Here is a 17,832-nt window from a genome sequence, read left to right as displayed (position 1 = left end):
GGTGCTTGCTATGCGGCGGCTGTGAATCCCTGCGACAGGTCGTAGACGGTGACATCGTCCAGCTCACGGGGGGTGAAGTTGGCGCTGACCCAGCGCTGGATCTGCTCGGCGGCATCGCTGCCCGACTTGTCACCGAAACCGAATCCCGGCATGTCACTCTTCACGAACCAGTGGATGCGCCGCTCCGCGACGTAGGCCTGGAATTGGTCGAGAGTGGGCGCGGGGTCGGTGCCGTTGAACCCGCCGACGGCCATCACCGGCAGCCCTGTGGCGAGCTGGTATCCCGCGGCATTGCTCGATCCCACCGCGGCTGCGGCCCAGGTGTACTCGTCGCCGTGCAGGCGCAATGCCGCCGTCAACTCAGGACCGGGGCGCGGTGCGTCGAACATGCCGCCCGGCGGGCCGCCGTGTCCCATGGAAGGGCCGACCGACGGGATGGCGCCGTTGTGCGGTGCCGCGGCGGTGGCTACCGAGAACGCGGCAGGTCCGGCCAGCGCGACGATCAGGGCCAGCGCACCGACGCCGGCTCCCACCCGCCGGGGCAGGCGCCCCACCACCACAAGCAGCACCGCGGCGGCTATGCCACCGACCACGATGGCGATCCGGAGCCAGGGCAGCCACTGCGAATCTCGTTGCAGCAGAAGGAAGGCCAGAGCAACGGTGATGGCGACCATTCCCGCCAGCGTGACCGCGGCGCGGATATCGTCCCGGCGCCGCCACAGCAGAGTCGTGCCGATCGCCAGGCCACCGCCGAGCGCGGGAGCCAGCGCCACCGTGTAGTACGGGTGCAGGATGCCGTTGGCGTAGCTGAACACCACCGCGGTGACCACCAGCCACCCGGCCCACAGCAGCAGCGCCGCCCGGGTGAGATCCGTGCGGGGTGCCCTGCGGGTGATCCACAGCCCGGCGACGATCGCGACGACGGCGGCGGGCAGCAGCCAGGCGATATGGCCGCCCATCTCCGAGCCGAACAACCGCGCCCACCCGGCGTCCATGTTCATGTTGCCAAGGCCGCCCGTCTCGTTGCCGGTCAACCGGCCCAAGCCGTTGTAGCCCAGCGCCAATTCGAGGATCGAATTGTGTTGCGAACCACCGATGTAGGGCCGTGCGCTGGCCGGCCACAGCGCGACCAGCGCCAGATACCAGCCGCTCGAGACAACCACCGCCACCACCGCCGCCGTCAACCGCACCAGCCGGGTCCGCACCGAGACATCGGCAGCAAGCAGGAACACCGCCGCCAACGCCGGCAGCACCAGAAAGGCCTGCAACATCTTGGCGAGGAACCCGACGCCGACCGCGACGCCGGCCAGCGCCAGCCACCACCAGGCGGCGTCGCGGTTCAGCGCCCGCTGCGTGGCATATACGGCAATGACGAGCGAAAGCACAAGCAGCGCATCGGGATTGTTGAACTTGAACATCAGCGCGGCCGCGGGGGTCAGCGCCAGCACGGCACCTGCGACCAGGCCGGCCCACGGCCCGCTGACCCGTCGCACCGCGGCGTACAGCACGGCGACCGCGGCCACCCCGATCAACGCCTGCGGCACCAGGATGCTCCACGGGTTGACCCCGAACAGACGTGCCGACAACCCCATCACCCACAGCGCCGCGGGTGGCTTGTCGACGGTGATCGCATTGCCGGCGTCGCTCGAGCCGAACAGCCACGCCGTCCAATTCGTCGCCCCGGCTTGGGCCGCCGCCGAGTAGAACGGGTTCGCCCACTCGCTGGCGCCGAGGTTCCACAGATACAGCACGGCTGTTGTGAGCAGCAGCGCGATCAACCAGCCGTGGCGCCGAACGGTACTCACGTTGTCACCGCGCGGGGCAACCGCACGGTGAACTCGGTCCAGCCTGGCACACTGCGCAATTCGATACTGCCGCTGTGAGCCCGCACGACGGCCGACGCGATCGCCAGGCCCAGCCCGGTGGACCCACCCTTGCGGGACCGCGACGTGTCACCGCGGGCGAACCGCTCGAAGACCTCGGACTGCAGCTCGGCCGGGATGCCCGGCCCGTCGTCGGCCACCCGCAGCACCGCGGCATCCGGTTCGGAGTGCAGCGACAGCGTCACCGAGGTCCCGGGAGGTGTGTGAGTGCGCGCGTTGGCCAACAGGTTGGCCACCACCTGATGCAACCGGGCGTCGTCGCCTGTGACATAGAGCGGGTCCGGCGGCAGGTCCAGGTTCCATTCGTGGTCGGGGCCGGCGACATGAGCGTCACTGACGACGTCGGCCGACAGACGCGCGAGGTCCACGGGTTCGCGTTCCAGCGGGCGGCCCGAGTCAAGCCGAGCCAGCAGCAGCAGGTCTTCGACGAGGTGGGTCATGCGGACGGCTTCGGACTCCACGCGGCTCATCGCGTGCGCGACGTCGTCGGGCACCTGGTCCCGTTTACGTTGCGCCAGTTCGGTATAGCCGCGGATCGCGGCCAGTGGTGTCCGCAACTCGTGGCTGGCATCGGCGACGAATTGGCGCACCCGGCTCTCGCTGGCCTGCCGTGTCGACAGGGCGATGGAGACGTGTTCGAGCATCCGGTTCAGCGCCAGACCCAGCCGGCCCACCTCGGTGTAGGGATTGGCATCGGCTTCGGAGACCCGCACGGCCAGCTCGACTTCGCCGCGATCCAGCGGCAGGTTCACCACCTTGCCCGCCGCCGCCGCAACGCGGTTCAGTGGTGCCAGGGCACGGCGATTGATCAGGATGCCCACGGTTGTGGCCACCGCCAGAGCGGCCACCGTCACCACCGCGAAGATCAACGCCACCCGCAGCAGCGTCGCGTCTACGTTGTTCAGACTCAGGCCGATCACCAAGGTCTCGCCGGTCAGCCTGCTTCGCACCGCGACCACCCGATATCGACCGAGGTTGTCGAGGTTACGGGTTATTGGCTTTCGTTGATCTCCGTACTGCGCAAGTTGATTCAACGCGCTCGGGGTCAATGCCGCGCGCACGCCGCCCGGGCCGAGAACGCCGGAGTCGGCGGGCGTTCCGTTGGTGACGACCACCGCGACCATCCCGACCGGCTGGCCGGGCGCGTCCAGGAAGGCCGGACCTGGCCCGGGCCTCGGCCACGGCGGCCGGTTGTCCCGCAGCTCGGGAGGCAGCGGTGGGGGCAGCGGTTCGCCGTAGATGATCGCCGAGCGGTGCGCGGTCTCGCGCAGCTGATTGTCGAGCTGTCCGACCATGTACTGATAGAGCGCCAAAACCGTCACCGCGCCGATGCCCAGGCAAACGGCGGCCAGCAGGCAGACCTGACCGATGAGCACACGGGCGCTCAGCGACCAGGTGCTAGCTCGCAGCTTTGAGAACATAGCCGGCACCGCGCAACGTGTGGATCATCGGTTCGCGGCCACTGTCGATCTTCTTGCGAAGGTACGAGATGTAGAGCTCGACGATGTTGGACCGACCGCCGAAGTCGTAGCTCCACACCCGGTCCAGGATCTGAGCTTTGGACAACACCCGCTTGGGGTTGCGCATGAGGAAGCGAAGCAGCTCGAATTCGGTCGACGTCAACGAGATCGGTTCACCGGCTCGGGTCACCTCATGGCTGTCCTCGTCCAGAATCAGATCGCCGACCACGATCTGGGCGCCACTGTCCTCGGTGGTGACGCCGGTGCGACGCAGCAGCGCCCGCAGCCGCAACACGACCTCCTCAATGGAGAACGGCTTGGTGACGTAGTCGTCGCCGCCGGCGGTCAACCCGGCGATGCGGTCTTCGATCGCGTCCTTGGCCGTCAACAGCAGCACCGGCAGCTGTGGGTTCTGCTCACGCAGCTTGCGCAGGACGTCCAGCCCGCTCATGTCGGGCAGCATGATGTCGAGCACCACCGCATCCGGACGCGCGTTCCGCGCCGCGCTGATCGCCGACGCGCCGTCGGCGGCGGTGGAGATATTCCAGCCCTCGTAGCGCAGCGCCATCGACACCATTTCGGCGAGCACAGTCTCGTCATCGACCACCAGAACCGTGATCGGGTTTCCGTCAGCTCGGCGCATCACGACACGTTCAGCCGGTGTAGAGGTCATGTCTCCAGTATGGGAACGGCGATTAGGCATTCCTATGGCATTCCTATGTGTCACCTATGAAACTCGACGCACAGAATTCACTGATCGCGCACACAGCGAACGCCCAGGTTTGCTGCCCACCGTGGTGGCATGACTGGTGAACAGCAACAACCGGTGTGGGGTGCCCCCACCGACCGCCCGAAGACCTGGTCAACCCGCACGACGGTGGCTGCAGTCGGGATCGCAGCTGCGCTCGCGGCGGTCGGCGGCGTGGTGGTCTACGCCGCGACCGCCCACAACGAGGCGCAGGGACACATGGGTGGACCGCCCGGGTGGGGCGGCCCTGGCGGACCCGGCGGCCCAGGTGGCTTCCAGCGGACACTGCACGGTGAGAACGTCGTTGCCAACGGGGAGGGCGGATTCACCACCCAGCTGACCCAGACCGGCGACGTCACCGCCGCCTCCGACGCCTCGGTGACCGTCCGCAGTCAGGACGGCTACAGCCAGACCTATGTCTTCGTCCCCGACACCCGCAAGCCGCCGCAACCGCTGCAGACGGGTCAGCACGTGTCCGTGCAGGCGACGAAGGCAGGCGACGCGGCCACTGCTACAGCGGTGATGCCGGCCCGATAGGGCGCCGGGGTTCCTACACTTTGGCGGTGAACTTCTTCGAGGTCATCGAAACGGTGGGCAAGGCGATCGACGCGGTCGGCGTGGCAGTGATCGCATTAGGCGCGTTGATCTCGGCAGCCGGCGTGATTCCCCGGTTCAAGACCGGTACGGCCTACCGGGCGTTCCGGGAACAGCTCGGCCGCTCGATCCTGCTCGGGCTGGAATTCCTGGTCGCCGCCGACATCATCCGCACCGTGGCGGTGACCCCCGATGCCCGCAGCGTTGCAGTCCTCGGCGGAATCGTGCTGATCCGGACGTTCCTGAGCTTCTCGCTGGAGTTGGAGATCACCGGTTACTGGCCGTGGCAGAAAAACCGCCAGCCGCAAGCCGCGCCTGACCCCGCCGAACCGACGGCCGGGGCCGCCGCGCGCCCGCAATGAGCTCGCGCCCTCGGGTACCGGTTAGCCTGATGCGGGTATGGACGAAAAGAGACGCGCTCGTCGTGCACGGATCCTCGACGCCATCCGCAAGAAGCCGCCGGAGTCGCTGGGCCCGCCGGATTCCCACGACCAGTCCGAGGTCGCGGCGATGCTGCGGGAGATCGGCATAGCTCTGCTTGAAGTGGAGCAGCCCACCCAGTTGGTGTCGTCCCGGCTGCTGGAGATTGCCGCGCAGTACACCACTCAACCGGTTCGTATCGTCGTGCTGCCGACGGTCCTGATGATCCAGGTCGGCACCGTGGGGTACGAGGTCGACACCTCCACGACCTACTCCGTGCAGCTGAACATGGCCGGGCGCATCGACGATATCGCGACCCTGGCCTCGGTCGGCGCCATCACGCCGGCCGACGCGATCGCGGCAACGGCGCAGGCACGCACCATGCGCCCGCGGTACGGCCCGGTCACGACGACCCTCGGATATGCCGTCACGACAATCGGTTTCGGCATGATCATCAACCCGACATGGGCATCGCTGCCGGGATACCTGTTTCTCGGACTGGTGGTCGGGGCCATCGCCCAGCTGGGCCGCCCGTTCCCATCGCTGAGCCCGGTGCTGCCCACGCTGGCAGCGATGGTTGTGACGATGCTGGCAACCTGGTTTGTCGCCGACACCGCCAACGACGGGCTGCTGCGGGTGATCGCGCCGGCGCTCGTGGCGATGCTGCCCGGAATGTCGCTGACCATCGGTGCAATGGAGCTGGCCAGCAACCAGCTGATCGGCGGCACCAGCCGGCTGGTCTACGGCGTAGCTCAGCTGGCTCTGCTGGTGTTCGGGGTGGCGTTGGGCGTGCACATCGCCGGAGAGGTCAAGCCGCAGGCGGCGTCGGCACAGATGGGCCCCTGGTCGCTGTACGTGGCGATAATCGTGGTGGCAATCGGGCTGTACGTCTATCTCTCTGCACCGCGCGGGTCACTGGTCTGGCTCTTCGCCGCGATCGCGGTCGCGCTGGTCGGCCAGGCGATCGCTGGAAAATTCGTTGCCGCAGCCTATTCCGGCTTCATCGGCGCCTTTCTCACGGTCCCCTTCGCGATGCTCGCAGCACGGATCAAGACCTCTCCCCCGGCGATCGTGATGATGCTGGCGGCGTTCTGGGCTCTGGTTCCCGGTGCGCTGAGCTTCGAGTCGGTGAGCCAAGCCGCCACGGGCGGCAACATCGGTGTGGCCAGCCTCGGGGTCACCGGCGCGGCGATCCTCTCGATCGCACTGGGCACGGTGATCGGCTGGAGCGTCTTCCGGACCATCGACAGCCGGTTGCCGTGGCCGAAGGGACTGGCTCAACCAACCGTACGGTAGGTTCTCCGGGGTGGACGACCTGAGCGCAGTGAGAGCGTGGATGTCGGAACAGGGCCTGGGTGAGGGCCCTCTGGGAGGCATCTCCGAGATCACCGGCGGCACCCAGAACGTCATGTTGCGCTTCACCCGCTCGGGACGCGATTACGTATTCCGCCGCGGGCCCCGCCACCTGCGCCCGGTGAGTAACAAGGTGATCCTGCGGGAGACCCAGGTCCTGCACGCGCTGGCCGGCACCGACGTCCCGCACCCGCGGCTGATCGCGGTCTGTGAGGACACCTCGGTGCTCGGCGATGCGGTGTTCTACCTGATGGAGCCGGTCGACGGCTTTAATGCCGGCGCCTCCCTGCCCGCCCTGCACGCAGGTGATGCAGGCATCCGCCACGAGATGGGCCCGTCGATGGCCGAGGCGGTGGCCAAGCTCGGCGCCGTCGACCACGTCGCGGTGGGCCTGGGGGACTTCGGCAAGCCGGAGGGATTCCTGGAACGCCAAGTGCCGCGGTGGCTTTCCGAGCTCGAGTCCTACAGCGGCTTCGAGAACTACCCGGGCCCTGACATCGGCGATGTCGCGGCAGTGGCGACCTGGCTGCAACAGAACCAGCCTGCCGCCTGGCAGCCCGGCATCATGCACGGTGACTACCACGCCGCCAACGTGATGTTCTCGCCGACCGGGCCCGAGGTGGTGGCCATCGTCGACTGGGAGATGTGCACCATCGGCGATCCGCTGCTGGACCTGGGTTGGATGCTGGCCACCTGGTATGCGCCCGGCCGCGAATCGGTACTCGGCAATGTGCTGATGGGCGCCGGCGGCCTCGCGACGCCTGACGAGCTCATCGAGCGATACGCACAGAACACCACCCGCGACCTGTCCAACATCGACTGGTACACGGTGATGGCGTGCTTCAAGCTCGGCATCATCCTCGAAGGATCGAACGCTCGCGCCGCTGCAGGATTGGCGCCCAAGGAAATTGGCGATCAGCTGCACATCGCGACGGTGCGTTTGTTCGAGCGGGCTCTGGCACTGATGGAGGGACAACGATGATCGATTTCGAGATTCCCAATGACCTGGCGGCACTGCGCGACGAGATACGCGCATTCGTCGTCGACAAAATCGTTCCTTACGAACGCGATCCGCGCATCACCCGGCACGGGCCGAACGAGGAGCTGCGCACCGAGCTGGTGGGGCTGGCCAGGGAGGCCGGCCTGCTGACGTTCCAGGCCCCGCACCGGTTCGGCGGTCGCGAGCCATCCCACCGCGAGCAGGCAGTGCTGTTCGAAGCTGCGGGCTGGTCCACGCTCGGACCAGTGGCGCTCAACTGCGCGGCACCCGACGAAGGCAATATGTTCGTGCTGTCCAAGATCGCCACCGATGAGCAGGCCGAGAAGTTCCTGGTACCGGTGATCGAGGGAAAGCAACGCTCGGTGTTCGCGATGACCGAACCCGGCGGTGCAGGATCCGACCCGAATCAGCTTGCCACCGAAGCGGTTTTCGACGGCACCGACTATGTGATCAACGGTCGTAAGTGGCTGATCACGGGCGCCAACAAGGCGCGCACGTGGATCATCATGGCGCGGGTCGCCCCGAACTCGCATGGCGCGGACGGGCCGACGCTGTTCTTATGCGACGGGCAGACTCCGGGCATCGAGCTCGAACGCGTGATGGACACGATGGACCGCAACTACGTCGAGGGCCACGGCGTGATCCACTTCGACAACCTGCGCCTGCCCGCCTCGGCGGTGCTCGGCGAAGTCGGTCAGGCGTTGCGATATGCCCAATTGCGCCTTACCCCGGCCCGATTGACGCATTGCATGCGGTGGCTGGGTGCGGCGACGCGCGCGCAGTCGATCGCGATCGAGCACGCCCGCACCCGCACCGGGTTCGGCAAGCCACTCGGTGAGCATCAAGGTGTGAGCTTCATGCTGGCCGACAACGAGATCGCACTACAGCAGTGCCGGCTGGCGATCTGGTGGGCCTGCTGGGCCATCGACACCGGAGCCAAGGGCCGCCACGAGAGCTCGATGGTCAAGGCCTACGTGTCCGAGGAGTTGTTCAAGGTCGCCGACCGCTGTGTGCAGATCCTCGGCGGCATGGGCATTTCCGACGAAACACCGGTAGGCGCGATCTTCTCCGACATGCGGGCGTTCCGCATCTACGACGGCCCGACCGAAGTGCACAAGTACGCGATCGCTCGCCAAGTCTTGAGGAACCCGTCATGAGCATCTTGGATTCGTTCCGTCTCGACGACAAAGTCGTCATCGTCACCGGCGCGTCCTCCGGCTTGGGGGTGTCGTTCGCGCAGGCGTTCGCCGAGGCCGGTGCGCACCTGGTGCTCGGCGCGAGGCGAGTGGAGCAGATGGCGGGCACGGCCGCCCTCGTCGAAGCGGCCGGCCGCACGGCGTACACGCAAAAGACCGACGTCGCCGACCCTGAGCAGTGCCAACAGCTGGTCGACTCGGCGATCAACGAGTTCGGCCGGGTCGACGTGTTGATCAACAATGCCGGCGTGGGCACCGCGGTGCCTGCGACCCGCGAATCCCCTGAGGACTTCCGCAAGGTCATCGAGGTCAACCTGAACGGGTCGTACTGGATGGCGCAGGCCTGCGGTCGGGTGATGCAACCCGGTTGCTCAATCATCAATATTTCCAGCATTCTTGGCATCACCACCGGTGGACTTCCGCAGGCGGCATACAGCGCATCCAAAGCCGGCGTGATGGGGCTGACCCGGGATTTGGCCCAACAATGGGGCTCCCGCAAGGGAATTCGTGTCAACGCACTGGCACCCGGCTTCTTCAAAAGCGAGATGACGGACGAATATCAACCCGGTTATCTGGAACAACAGCTACCGCGGGTCGTGGTCGGCAGGCTCGGCGATCCCGCCGAATTAGCCGCTACCGCAATATGGCTGGCGTCACCGGCCGCCGGATATGTGACGGGACAGACAATTATCGTCGACGGCGGCCTGACCATCACGTAGTGATAACCATCACGCGTCAATTGGGGGCTTCTCAGTGCCTTCACACGATGCCGATATCCGGCTCTAATGAGTCTCTGGGACTATCGAATCATGTGGTTCGAGCTCTACCTGGCGATGGCAGTCCTCGTGTCAGTCGCCGCCTGGCTGCTCAGCCCCCAATTTCAGTCCTCTGACCCGCCCGGGGACAACGTCCGCGCCTTCTGGTCAGTCGCCGCCGGCGCGCTCTGGCCCCTGGTTCTCATCGGCGCCGCCCAGATTTTCGCGGTCCACTACGTCGTCCGGCGGCTTCGCCCGGCGCACTCCGAGGATTGGGATCCGGCTGCGGCAGTCGCGATGGCCGACATCAGCGTGCGTTCCTAAGGGCCCAATCGGTTCCCCCTCGCCACCTCAGTGCGGCAGAATTCTCCGATGCGTAAAAAACTGGCATCGGCCGGCCTCGCCGCACTGGCGGTGACCGCGACCATGCTCTCCGCCGCCGCGACGGCCACCGCTGACGACTCGGGCAGCGGCCTGTTGTGGCCAGATCCCAACGAGCCGTACTACTGGGACGCCAACGAGAACGCCGGCGGCACTGGCCCCGCGCCGCTGCCGACCGACGACCTGTACTGGAAAGAAGGCCAGGACGCCGGCGGCACAGGCAACGCGCCCCAGCCGAGCGGTCCCGAGTACACCGACGAGGGCGAGAACGCCGGCGCTGTCTAGTGTTGGACGCCGGTCACGGCGCCGGATCGCTGAGGTAGTGCGCCAGCACCGGACGCAGCCATTCGGTGAGTGTCGCATCATCCATGCCCACCAGCGGCGGGATGCCGAGCACGTAGCGTCCGACCGCGACACCGAGCATCTGAGCGCCGACTAGTGCCGCCCGCTCGGCAGGCCGGTCGGGCACTACGGCGGCCAGCGCCGGGCTCACCTGATTGACGAAGACGCCGAGCAACGCCTCCGCTGCCACCCGGTTGGTGGCGGCTGAACGCAGCAGCGGCAGGAACGGGCCGTGTGGTCCCCACACTTCGACGAACATCGGCAGCACCAGGTCGACGACACGATCGGGCGCCACACCGGCGAGGTCCGGGAACGTGATGGCGAGCCGGGAGGCTGCGGCGAACAGTTCGGCCTTGTTGCCGAAGTAGTGCATGACCAGTGCCGGGTCCACGCCCGACGCCGACGCGATCGAGCGGATGGTGGTGCGTTCGAAGCCCCTCTCGCCGAACTGCGACCGGGCCTCGGCCAGGATCCGCGATCGGGTCGCTTCGCCGTCGCGCGTCTTAACCATCATGAGCGCCAGTGTATTCAACAACTGTTGACATCCCTAGCCCCTCGGCCTAGCGTCGAATTCAACAACTGTTGAGGAGATGCCCGTCATGACCGTCACCGCGATCCAGATCGGCCTCGATCCCGACGTGATCACCCCCACGCCCGACGACATCGGGCAGCACTACCCAGACCCGGAAGGAGCGACACGATGAACGACCACGAAGTCGACGTGCTGGTCGTAGGCGCAGGCCCGGCCGGGCTGATCGCGGCCGGTGACCTGGCCCGAGCAGGCCGCTCGGTAGCCGTTCTGGAGCGGTGGGCCACACCCAATCCGTCCAGCCGCGCATTCGCCGTGATGGCCCGCACCTTGGAGGTGCTCGACGCCCGCGGGCTGGCCGACGACCTGTTGACGAAGGGCCAAAAAGCCGAGGTAGTGACGATTTTCGGCGGTGCTCGCATCGAGCTGACCCACCTGGATTCGCCCTACAGGTTCGTCTTGATCACGCCGCAGACCAACGTCGACGCCGCCCTGGCCGGCTATGCCGAGGCGCAAGGAGCCGATATCCGGCGCGGCATCGAGGTTGTGGACCTCGATCAGGATCGCAACGGGGTCACCGTCTCCGCACGCCCGCATGAGGTCGACGGTCCGTTGGTGCGCTGGCGGGCCAAGTACGTGATCGGGGCAGACGGCGCGCACAGCACCGTCCGCACACTCGTCGGCGCCGAGTTTCCGGGCAAGACGGTGCTGTCCTCGGTGGTGCTGGCCGACGTGAAGCTGGCACGTGGACCCGAGCGGGGGCTGAAGCTGGGCAGCACCAGGCAGGTGTTCGGGTTCCTCGCGCCCTACGGTCGCAGCGACGCCGACGGCTCCTGGTACCGCGCGATGGTGTGGGACCGCAACCATCAGGTGCCCGACACCGAACCCGTGGAATCCGCCGAGGTGATCGATGTGCTGAACCGAGCGATGCAGACCGACCTCGGCGTGCGCGAGATCAGTTGGAAGTCCCGATTCCATTGCGATGAAAGACAAGTCGAGCGGTACCGGCACGGCCGGGTGTTCCTGGCCGGCGACGCCGCGCACGTGCACTCCCCGATGGGCGGGCAGGGCATGAACACCGGCATCCAGGATGCGGTCAATCTGGCCTGGAAACTAGACGCGGTGCTCGGCGGCGCGGAGGAACGGCTGCTCGACACCTATCACGACGAGCGTCACCCGATCGGTAAGCGGGTGCTCCGACAGTCGGGGCTGATCGCCCGCGGTGTGACGTTGTATCCGCGGGTGGCGCGGACCATGCGAAACCTGTTGCTGCCCAGGCTGCTCGGCGTGCCGTTTGTGCGAGACGCGGTGGCGGGCAGTTTCGCGGGAACGTCACTGCGTTATGGACGGCACGGGCTCGTCGGCACCAGGGCCATGCCGCTGCAGCCTGCCGGGTCGTTCACGATGGTCCGCAAGAGTGGGTCGGCAGTACTGGTCCGACCGGATGGCTACATCGCCTGGGCGGGCGACTCCGCCCACGAAGGGTGGCGCGACGTCCTGGCGATCTGGTCACCGAAGACGTCTGCGCTGCAAGCACATTAGCGGCGCCGGCGCGAACACCGGCGCCGCCAACGGGACATCGATCAGGGCAGGCAGACTCCGACCACGCATGCCAGCGGAGGCGGCGGCGGCGGTCCCCAATAGGGCGGCGGCGGCGGCGCCCAATAGGGCGGCGGCGGCGGTGGTCCGCCCCACCCGACGGGCCCTGGATGCGGATGCGGGCCCCAAGGATCGGCGCTGGCAACGCCAGCACCCAGCAAGCTCGCACCGAGCCCGCCAAGAATCGCCGCACTGGCGATGAGTGGTCGTAATTTCATCATGATCAGCTCCTCGTAGTCACTAGCAATGCAGTGCGCCGCTGATCTACGGCACCCCCCGGTGGCACATGTAGGGGGTTCCCACGCTGCTTAAGCGCGAGCTATGTGCGCGATTACTGTCTGCTGAGCACCGGGACGACTCGTCGCTTAGCGGAATCCATGCTCGTCAGCGGATGGGAGGTGGGTAGTCGCGTTACCGCCCTTGCGTTTAGCGTCGAACATGGCGTGGTCGGCGCGTTCGACGATCGCCTCGAGCAACCGCACGGGATCGGTTCCCTCAGCGGCGAGGCCGGCAATGGCGAGACTGGTGACACCGACACTGGCGGTCACCGCGAGGTCGGCCGGTGCGGCAATCGCATTCCGTATGCAATCGGCGGCACCCTCTGCCCGTCCAGGACGGACGATATCGACGATCACGAATTCCTCGCCGCCGGTCCGGGCGACCAAGGCACTCCTGCCGACCGCACCAGTTATCCGTCGAGCAGTGCGGATCAACACCTGATCACCGGTCGCGTGGCCGAAGCTATCGTTGATTTCCTTGAAGCGGTCCAGGTCGACGACGGCCACCGCCACCTCGGCGTCCGTGGCGTTGGCGTCGCGCAAGAGATCGCCTACGTGCAGCTGCAAACCCCGCCGGTTCAGCAAGCCGGTGAGCGGATCGGTGACGGAGTCGTTGGCGTCGTTACGAAGGGCCCAGATTCCGAACTGGATTCCAAGAGAAGTCGCTACCACGGGCGTCACCGACGCCAGTGTCTTTGCCGTGAACGCGATACCACCCAGGTTCGTCCCGCTGCTGAACTGCACGGCGAAAGCGGCCGTGGACAGGAGTATCCACAATGTATGCCCGGCAAGGACTTTCGGCCCGTCGAAGAACAACAAATACACCGAGATCATCGCGAAGGCATTGAACGCGAACAAGCCCAACAGCCAACTCGAACCCACCACCGCCGCCGCGGCTATCCCGATGTCGGCAGAGATGACGAACGCGAGAGACGTTCGCCGCGAGGGCCATGGCCGACTGCACCACATCCACCCCCAGAAGAGCTGTAGCACGGCAAACATCGCGACAACCACTCGCGCGGCGAGCGTATGCACCGAGGGGAGCAGGATCAGAAGCGAGATCACCCCGTTGAGCCCGGTGCCCACGCCGATCCCCACTTTGACCGGTGCGGACATCGCCCGCTTGGTGAAGTACTGGACCTGCGCCGCGTAGTCGACCGGCTCGCTCCACCAATCACGGAGATGGCGGCCGGACATGGCAAAAGCATCCGAATAGGCAGGCAAGGCGTTGCCCCCAGTAGCGTTCCCTGCAAGCGACTGGTCGTTGGGCAGCCTGTCCAGCGGCCCCGACTAATCGGCGCAGAAATTAGTTCCGAAGGAAAATAACCGCTCTACGGTAGCAACCGCTCTCAGCCGTGTCACGGCGAGCGAGGGGCATCCACACGTTGAGCGCGCCCGAAGGGATTCCAACCCCTGACCTTCTGGCGCGAAGAGGGCATAACGGTCAGTCCCCAGCGACTCGTTAAAGTCGTCTGCCCCAGTAACTTACTGAACGCGACGGTTGTGTGTGTGCGTGGCGATTCGACAAAATTCGGCGGCGTTTGCAACGGCGGACGAGACCGCGGCTACATCATTTGCACCATAGGCACGCCCGGACAAACGCATATTTCGGCCGATGCCCGCGTATGCCCCGCGGCCATAGCTTGATGTCAAGCCTGGAGAGACCGGCCAGAACCGAAAGGCACAGACATGATCACCCTCAGCACCGTCAAGAAGCTCGCGGCATCGACCGCCGTCGCCGGGGCCCTGAGTGTGGCGGGCCTCGGCCTGGCCAACGGAATCGCGGCGGCAGCACCGGCGGACCACGCGGGGTCGGGGTCGGGCGCCTCCACGAAGTCGGAGCACCACTCGGAGGTCCACGCTCACCTGATTCCTGGCTTCACCCCGAAGCCGGCCACCGGTGGCGGCTCCGAGGTCCACGCCCACCTCATCCCCGGGTTCGCACCGAAGCCGACCCACACCACAACCGCGCCCTCCTTGGGGTCGACAGACAATGGTTGGGGCGATGGTGATGCCTGCCACGAACCCCGCTGCGTAGAAGTGATCGACGAGTGACAGTCATGGAGGGCTGACCTCCGGGACTGCCCGCCATACTTCGGGTGGCGGGCCAAGCCTGGTTCGGGGGTTAGAACTACCGACGACGGCAGACCCGCAGCCGGGATTGGATGTGGCGGGAGCCGTTATTACTGGTAATGAGTGCGCCCGAAGGGATTCGAACCCCTAACCTTCTGATCCGTAGTCAGATGCTCTATCCGTTGAGCTACGGGCGCCTTCTGTATTCAGTTGTTCGTGGCTGACGAATCAACCGCGGCGGAGGCGAGAGGATTTGAACCTCCGGTCCCCTTTAAGGGGGACAACTCATTAGCAGTGAGTCCCATTCGGCCGCTCTGGCACGCCTCCTGAACTACCTGAGCGTACCGGAGCCTGATTGATGCCCCGAACCGCCGATCCGACAGAGTACACAGCAGCAACGGCTCCAGGCAAAGCAGTCCGACGGGCAGGAGCGGAGCGACCCGGGGATCGATGTAGCCCGGGCACCTAGACTTGACCGAATGACCGCCCGCCTGCGCCCCGAACTGGCCGATCTACCGGCCTATACGCCGGGTAAGACGGTGCTGGGCGCCATCAAACTGGCCAGCAACGAGACCGTGCACGGGCCACTGCCCAGCGTGCGGGCCGCCATCGCCGCGGCCGCCGAGACCATCAACCGCTACCCGGACAACGGCTACGTGGAGCTCAAGGAGCACCTGGCCAAGCACTTGAGCAAGCACCAGGCCTTCGCCCCCGAGAACGTCGCCGTCGGCTGTGGCTCGGTGAGCTTGTGTCAGCAGCTCATCCAGATCACCTCGTCGATCGGCGACGAGGTGATCTTCGGCTGGCGCAGCTTCGAGATCTATCCGCTGCAGGTGCGAGTGGCCGGCGCCACCGCGGTCAAGGTGCCGCTGCGCGACTACACCTTCGACCTCGACGCGATGCTGGCCGCGATCACCGACAAGACCCGCCTGATCTTCGTCTGCAACCCGAACAACCCGACCTCCACCGTCGTCGATCCCGACGAGCTGGCCCGCTTCGTCGCGGCCGTGCCGTCGGACATCCTGATCGTCATCGACGAGGCCTACGTCGAGTACATCCGCGACGGAATGCTGCCCGACAGCCTCGGGCTGGCCCGGAGCAATCCCAATGTGGTTGTGCTGCGTACCTTTTCGAAGGCGTACGGGCTTGCCGGTCTGCGCATCGGTTATGCCGTGGGCGATCCCGACATCATCACCGCGCTCGGCAAGGTCTACGTGCCGTTCACCGCGACCACGGTCTCGCAGGCCGCTGCCATCGCCTCGCTGAACGCCGCCGACGAACTGCTGGCCCGCACCGACGCGGTAGTCGCCGAGCGACGCCGGGTCTGTGCCGCGCTGACCGAGCTGGGCTATAACTTCCCGCCGTCACAAGCCAATTTCGTCTGGCTGCCGCTGACACCCGAGGACACGCCCCACTTCGTCGAACAGGCCGCCGCTGACGCCCGCGTGCTGGTGCGCCCCTATGGCACCGACGGTGTCCGGGTGACCATCGGCGCACCCGAGGAGAACGACGTCTTCCTCGACTTCGCCCGCAAGTGGATCACGGGCCGCTGACGGGCACCCGGCCGGTGAAGGCGACCAGCCGGTCCAGCTTGGAGGCGTGCGCCGCGACGTCCACCGGATCGTCGAAGCCTGCCCTGGCCCGCCCTTCCGGGGTGATGGTGCGGTGTGCGAGCGTCGTCACGTAATCCGTCAGCGCCTCTGGAGCATCGACGGAACGGTCGACTGCAGACGCGTAATCCCAAGCGTGAACGAGGAATTCGAGCGACAGGATGGCGGCCAAGAATTGCGCCGGCGCCTCGTTGGTGCCGAACGGAACCGTGCCGTCCAATCCCCGGCGGTGCCAGGCGTCAAGCGCCGGCCTGGCGGCCGCGATGATCTGGCGTTCGACGGAGTCGTCGCGGTTGCGCTCGGGCAACTGGGCGTCGACGGCGCCGCCGAGAGCGGTGATCGAGTTCAGCAGATGATCGGTGAGCCCGGCCACGTCGTATTCGCGGCACGGCGTCTGCTTGGTCAGGTCCTCGGTGGCGATGCCGTGCACCACCTGTTGCAACACCCGTAATGCCGCCTCAGCGCTGGCCAGTTCGTCGGTCGGAGGAGCTTCCATGCGGCCACCGTACGACCGGTCACCGACAGCCGGCCCCCCGTTTGCCGTAAGCCAGTGGTCTGCTTGGTATCTGGGTTCGCAGCACGGGGGCTACCTCGGCTTGGAACATCTCGAGGGTGCGCAGTTTATGACTCGGGGTGACACCATCGGCGTCGGCACTGAGGTGGATCACCTCGTGGCCGAGCTGCTCGCGGTACCGGCCGACCTTGTCGATCACTTGTTGCGGGCTGCCGATCAGCGCCGAACTTCGCTCGACGAAGTCCTCGATAGATTCAAAAACCACCGGTAACCCCACCCGCCGGGCGAACGCCAGCCGCGTCTCAAAGGCCTGCCGATATTCGGCCACCGCCTGCTGAGACGTCGGAGCCAGATGGAACCCGGCGGTTCCGGCACCAACCAGGGCGTCCTGCGGCTGGTGACCATAGAACTCCCAGCGCTGCCGATAATGGCGCACCAGCTCGGCGTAGGGCTCGACGGGGTAGGTCACGTTCGCCGAGAAGATGGGGTCGCCGTGGCGGGCGGCAAGGTCGACCGAGTCTCTGCTCGTCGCGCTGCCGTGCCAGATCCGGATCCGGGGTTGCAGCGGCCGGGGCAGCGCTTTCGCGTCGACCAGCGGCGGCCGGAACCGGCCCGACCACGTCACCTTGTCGCTGTCCCACAACAGGCGAAACAGCTCATACCCCTCGCGGTTTCGATCCCATTGGTCATCGGTGGTCACGTGAAATAGCTCGGCCTGTGCGGTCCCGTTGCCTTTGCCGATCATCAGCTCGAGCCGGCCGTCGGACAGGTTGTCCAGCGTGGCGTAATCCTCGAAGGCCCGCACCGGATCCAGAAGACTCAACGTCGTTACCGCGGTGAACAATCCGATCCGCGAGGTTCGCGCCGCGATATTGCTCAGCACCACCGGTGGCGAGGACGAGATGAACGGATCTTCGTGCCGTTCGCCCACCGCGAATCCGTCGAAACCGAGTTCCTCGGCGAGCACCGCGGAGTCGACGACGGCGCGCAGCCGCTCGGCTGCACTCGTCTTCGCCCCTGTCGCCGGGTCCGGATGATGGGTGATGAGAGTAAGTAGTAAGAACTTCACCGCTGTGCTTTCGAATGAGGAGACGACT

At 66.4% G+C, this 17,832-nt stretch carries 19 protein-coding genes and 2 tRNA genes; 11 read left to right on the top strand and 10 right to left on the bottom strand.

Annotated elements, in window-relative coordinates; genetic code table 11:
- Positions 1 to 8 precede the first annotated feature (8 nt).
- Genes CG716_RS19295 through CG716_RS19285 form a run of 3 tightly spaced genes read right to left on the bottom strand, consistent with a single transcriptional unit; the run spans position 9 to position 3,986 of the window.
- Positions 9 to 1,805 (bottom strand): glycosyltransferase family 39 protein, encoded by a 1,797-nt coding sequence (locus CG716_RS19295; protein WP_094482529.1) that lies wholly within the window; start codon positions 1,803 to 1,805, stop codon positions 9 to 11.
- The gene (locus CG716_RS19290; protein WP_094482527.1) at positions 1,802 to 3,304 is read right to left on the bottom strand and encodes a sensor histidine kinase; all 1,503 of its coding nucleotides are present in this window, start codon (positions 3,302 to 3,304) and stop codon (positions 1,802 to 1,804) included. The genes CG716_RS19295 and CG716_RS19290 overlap by 4 nt, the downstream gene beginning before the upstream one ends.
- Positions 3,282 to 3,986, bottom strand: a complete 705-nt coding sequence (locus CG716_RS19285; protein ID WP_094482601.1) for a response regulator transcription factor — start codon at positions 3,984 to 3,986, stop codon at positions 3,282 to 3,284. Before CG716_RS19285 ends, CG716_RS19290 begins: the two co-directional genes overlap by 23 nt.
- Before the next feature lie 159 nt (positions 3,987 to 4,145).
- Between CG716_RS19285 and CG716_RS19280 the strand changes: the two genes are divergently transcribed.
- From CG716_RS19280 to CG716_RS19245, 8 genes are all read left to right on the top strand, one after another.
- On the top strand, positions 4,146 to 4,628 hold the full coding sequence (locus CG716_RS19280) for a DUF4249 domain-containing protein (RefSeq protein WP_094482525.1): 483 nt from the start codon (positions 4,146 to 4,148) through the stop codon (positions 4,626 to 4,628).
- 26 nt (positions 4,629 to 4,654) lie between these two features.
- Positions 4,655 to 5,047, top strand: a complete 393-nt coding sequence (locus CG716_RS19275) for a DUF1622 domain-containing protein (protein ID WP_094482523.1) — start codon at positions 4,655 to 4,657, stop codon at positions 5,045 to 5,047.
- 37 nt (positions 5,048 to 5,084) lie between these two features.
- Entirely contained in the window at positions 5,085 to 6,401 is a 1,317-nt protein-coding gene (locus CG716_RS19270; RefSeq protein WP_094482521.1) for a threonine/serine exporter family protein, read from the top strand.
- 40 nt (positions 6,402 to 6,441) lie between these two features.
- Positions 6,442 to 7,440 (top strand): phosphotransferase family protein, encoded by a 999-nt coding sequence (locus tag CG716_RS19265; RefSeq protein WP_094482519.1) that lies wholly within the window; start codon positions 6,442 to 6,444, stop codon positions 7,438 to 7,440.
- Complete coding sequence (locus CG716_RS19260; protein WP_094482517.1) at positions 7,437 to 8,615, top strand: acyl-CoA dehydrogenase family protein; 1,179 nt, start codon at positions 7,437 to 7,439, stop codon at positions 8,613 to 8,615. The genes CG716_RS19265 and CG716_RS19260 overlap by 4 nt, the downstream gene beginning before the upstream one ends.
- Positions 8,612 to 9,373, top strand: coding sequence for an SDR family NAD(P)-dependent oxidoreductase (locus CG716_RS19255; protein ID WP_094482515.1), 762 nt, complete (start codon positions 8,612 to 8,614; stop codon positions 9,371 to 9,373). The genes CG716_RS19260 and CG716_RS19255 overlap by 4 nt, the downstream gene beginning before the upstream one ends.
- Before the next feature lie 66 nt (positions 9,374 to 9,439).
- Positions 9,440 to 9,733 carry a hypothetical protein gene (locus CG716_RS19250; protein ID WP_133066977.1) on the top strand — a complete coding sequence of 98 codons (294 nt, stop codon included), beginning with the start codon at positions 9,440 to 9,442 and terminating at the stop codon, positions 9,731 to 9,733.
- 48 nt (positions 9,734 to 9,781) lie between these two features.
- Positions 9,782 to 10,075 (top strand): hypothetical protein, encoded by a 294-nt coding sequence (locus CG716_RS19245; RefSeq protein WP_133066976.1) that lies wholly within the window; start codon positions 9,782 to 9,784, stop codon positions 10,073 to 10,075.
- Between the two features lie 13 nt (positions 10,076 to 10,088).
- Here CG716_RS19245 and CG716_RS19240 read toward each other — a convergent pair whose 3' ends face one another.
- On the bottom strand, positions 10,089 to 10,646 hold the full coding sequence (locus CG716_RS19240) for a TetR/AcrR family transcriptional regulator (RefSeq protein ID WP_094482509.1): 558 nt from the start codon (positions 10,644 to 10,646) through the stop codon (positions 10,089 to 10,091).
- A gap of 186 nt (positions 10,647 to 10,832) precedes the next feature.
- Between CG716_RS19240 and CG716_RS19235 the strand changes: the two genes are divergently transcribed.
- Complete coding sequence (locus CG716_RS19235; RefSeq protein ID WP_094482507.1) at positions 10,833 to 12,203, top strand: FAD-dependent monooxygenase; 1,371 nt, start codon at positions 10,833 to 10,835, stop codon at positions 12,201 to 12,203.
- A 41-nt stretch (positions 12,204 to 12,244) separates the two neighbouring features.
- On the opposite strand, the gene CG716_RS19230 is transcribed toward CG716_RS19235, so the two are convergent.
- Positions 12,245 to 12,481, bottom strand: coding sequence for a hypothetical protein (locus CG716_RS19230; protein ID WP_207760722.1), 237 nt, complete (start codon positions 12,479 to 12,481; stop codon positions 12,245 to 12,247).
- A gap of 144 nt (positions 12,482 to 12,625) precedes the next feature.
- Positions 12,626 to 13,735: a GGDEF domain-containing protein gene (locus CG716_RS19225; RefSeq protein ID WP_094482505.1), complete on the bottom strand. Its 1,110-nt coding sequence runs from the start codon at positions 13,733 to 13,735 to the stop codon at positions 12,626 to 12,628.
- Between the two features lie 492 nt (positions 13,736 to 14,227).
- On the opposite strand from CG716_RS19225, the gene CG716_RS19220 reads away from it, so the two are divergent.
- Positions 14,228 to 14,593, top strand: a complete 366-nt coding sequence (locus CG716_RS19220) for a hypothetical protein (RefSeq protein ID WP_094482503.1) — start codon at positions 14,228 to 14,230, stop codon at positions 14,591 to 14,593.
- A 142-nt stretch (positions 14,594 to 14,735) separates the two neighbouring features.
- Here CG716_RS19220 and CG716_RS19215 read toward each other — a convergent pair.
- Together CG716_RS19215 and CG716_RS19210 are read right to left on the bottom strand one after the other, a co-directional pair.
- Positions 14,736 to 14,808 (bottom strand) — tRNA-Arg (locus CG716_RS19215).
- Positions 14,809 to 14,849: 41 nt separating this feature from the next.
- Positions 14,850 to 14,938 (bottom strand) — tRNA-Ser (locus CG716_RS19210).
- A 152-nt stretch (positions 14,939 to 15,090) separates the two neighbouring features.
- On the opposite strand from CG716_RS19210, the gene hisC reads away from it, so the two are divergent.
- Positions 15,091 to 16,164, top strand: a complete 1,074-nt coding sequence (gene hisC / locus CG716_RS19205; RefSeq protein WP_094482501.1) for a histidinol-phosphate transaminase — start codon at positions 15,091 to 15,093, stop codon at positions 16,162 to 16,164.
- On the opposite strand, the gene CG716_RS19200 is transcribed toward hisC, so the two are convergent.
- Together CG716_RS19200 and CG716_RS19195 are read right to left on the bottom strand one after the other, a co-directional pair.
- The gene (locus tag CG716_RS19200) at positions 16,151 to 16,717 is read right to left on the bottom strand and encodes a TIGR03086 family metal-binding protein (protein WP_094482499.1); all 567 of its coding nucleotides are present in this window, start codon (positions 16,715 to 16,717) and stop codon (positions 16,151 to 16,153) included. The two genes, hisC and CG716_RS19200, sit on opposite strands and share 14 nt — an antisense overlap.
- Before the next feature lie 19 nt (positions 16,718 to 16,736).
- Positions 16,737 to 17,804, bottom strand: coding sequence for an LLM class flavin-dependent oxidoreductase (locus CG716_RS19195; protein ID WP_094482497.1), 1,068 nt, complete (start codon positions 17,802 to 17,804; stop codon positions 16,737 to 16,739).
- Between the last annotated feature and the right edge of the window lie 28 nt (positions 17,805 to 17,832).

Source organism: Mycolicibacterium sphagni, from assembly GCF_002250655.1.
In the GTDB taxonomy this organism is placed as follows: Bacteria; Actinomycetota; Actinomycetes; order Mycobacteriales; family Mycobacteriaceae; genus Mycobacterium; species Mycobacterium sphagni.
Note: the sequence above shows the minus strand (reverse complement) of the source record. Positions and strands in the feature narration are given on the sequence as shown.

What these genes read in the sequence shown, in the direction of transcription:
- CG716_RS19290 (WP_094482527.1), bottom strand. Translation starts at nt 3,304, where the DNA reads ATGTTCTCAAAGCTGCGAGCTAGCACCTGGTCGCTGAGCGCCCGTGTG.
- CG716_RS19225 (WP_094482505.1), bottom strand. Translation starts at nt 13,735, where the DNA reads ATGTCCGGCCGCCATCTCCGTGATTGGTGGAGCGAGCCGGTCGACTAC.
- CG716_RS19235 (WP_094482507.1), top strand. Translation starts at nt 10,833, where the DNA reads ATGAACGACCACGAAGTCGACGTGCTGGTCGTAGGCGCAGGCCCGGCC.
- CG716_RS19240 (WP_094482509.1), bottom strand. Translation starts at nt 10,646, where the DNA reads ATGATGGTTAAGACGCGCGACGGCGAAGCGACCCGATCGCGGATCCTG.
- CG716_RS19280 (WP_094482525.1), top strand. Translation starts at nt 4,146, where the DNA reads ATGACTGGTGAACAGCAACAACCGGTGTGGGGTGCCCCCACCGACCGC.
- CG716_RS19245 (WP_133066976.1), top strand. Translation starts at nt 9,782, where the DNA reads ATGCGTAAAAAACTGGCATCGGCCGGCCTCGCCGCACTGGCGGTGACC.
- CG716_RS19200 (WP_094482499.1), bottom strand. Translation starts at nt 16,717, where the DNA reads ATGGAAGCTCCTCCGACCGACGAACTGGCCAGCGCTGAGGCGGCATTA.
- hisC (WP_094482501.1), top strand. Translation starts at nt 15,091, where the DNA reads ATGACCGCCCGCCTGCGCCCCGAACTGGCCGATCTACCGGCCTATACG.
- CG716_RS19260 (WP_094482517.1), top strand. Translation starts at nt 7,437, where the DNA reads ATGATCGATTTCGAGATTCCCAATGACCTGGCGGCACTGCGCGACGAG.
- CG716_RS19230 (WP_207760722.1), bottom strand. Translation starts at nt 12,481, where the DNA reads ATGATGAAATTACGACCACTCATCGCCAGTGCGGCGATTCTTGGCGGG.
- CG716_RS19250 (WP_133066977.1), top strand. Translation starts at nt 9,440, where the DNA reads ATGAGTCTCTGGGACTATCGAATCATGTGGTTCGAGCTCTACCTGGCG.
- CG716_RS19220 (WP_094482503.1), top strand. Translation starts at nt 14,228, where the DNA reads ATGATCACCCTCAGCACCGTCAAGAAGCTCGCGGCATCGACCGCCGTC.
- CG716_RS19265 (WP_094482519.1), top strand. Translation starts at nt 6,442, where the DNA reads ATGTCGGAACAGGGCCTGGGTGAGGGCCCTCTGGGAGGCATCTCCGAG.
- CG716_RS19270 (WP_094482521.1), top strand. Translation starts at nt 5,085, where the DNA reads ATGGACGAAAAGAGACGCGCTCGTCGTGCACGGATCCTCGACGCCATC.
- CG716_RS19285 (WP_094482601.1), bottom strand. Translation starts at nt 3,986, where the DNA reads ATGCGCCGAGCTGACGGAAACCCGATCACGGTTCTGGTGGTCGATGAC.
- CG716_RS19255 (WP_094482515.1), top strand. Translation starts at nt 8,612, where the DNA reads ATGAGCATCTTGGATTCGTTCCGTCTCGACGACAAAGTCGTCATCGTC.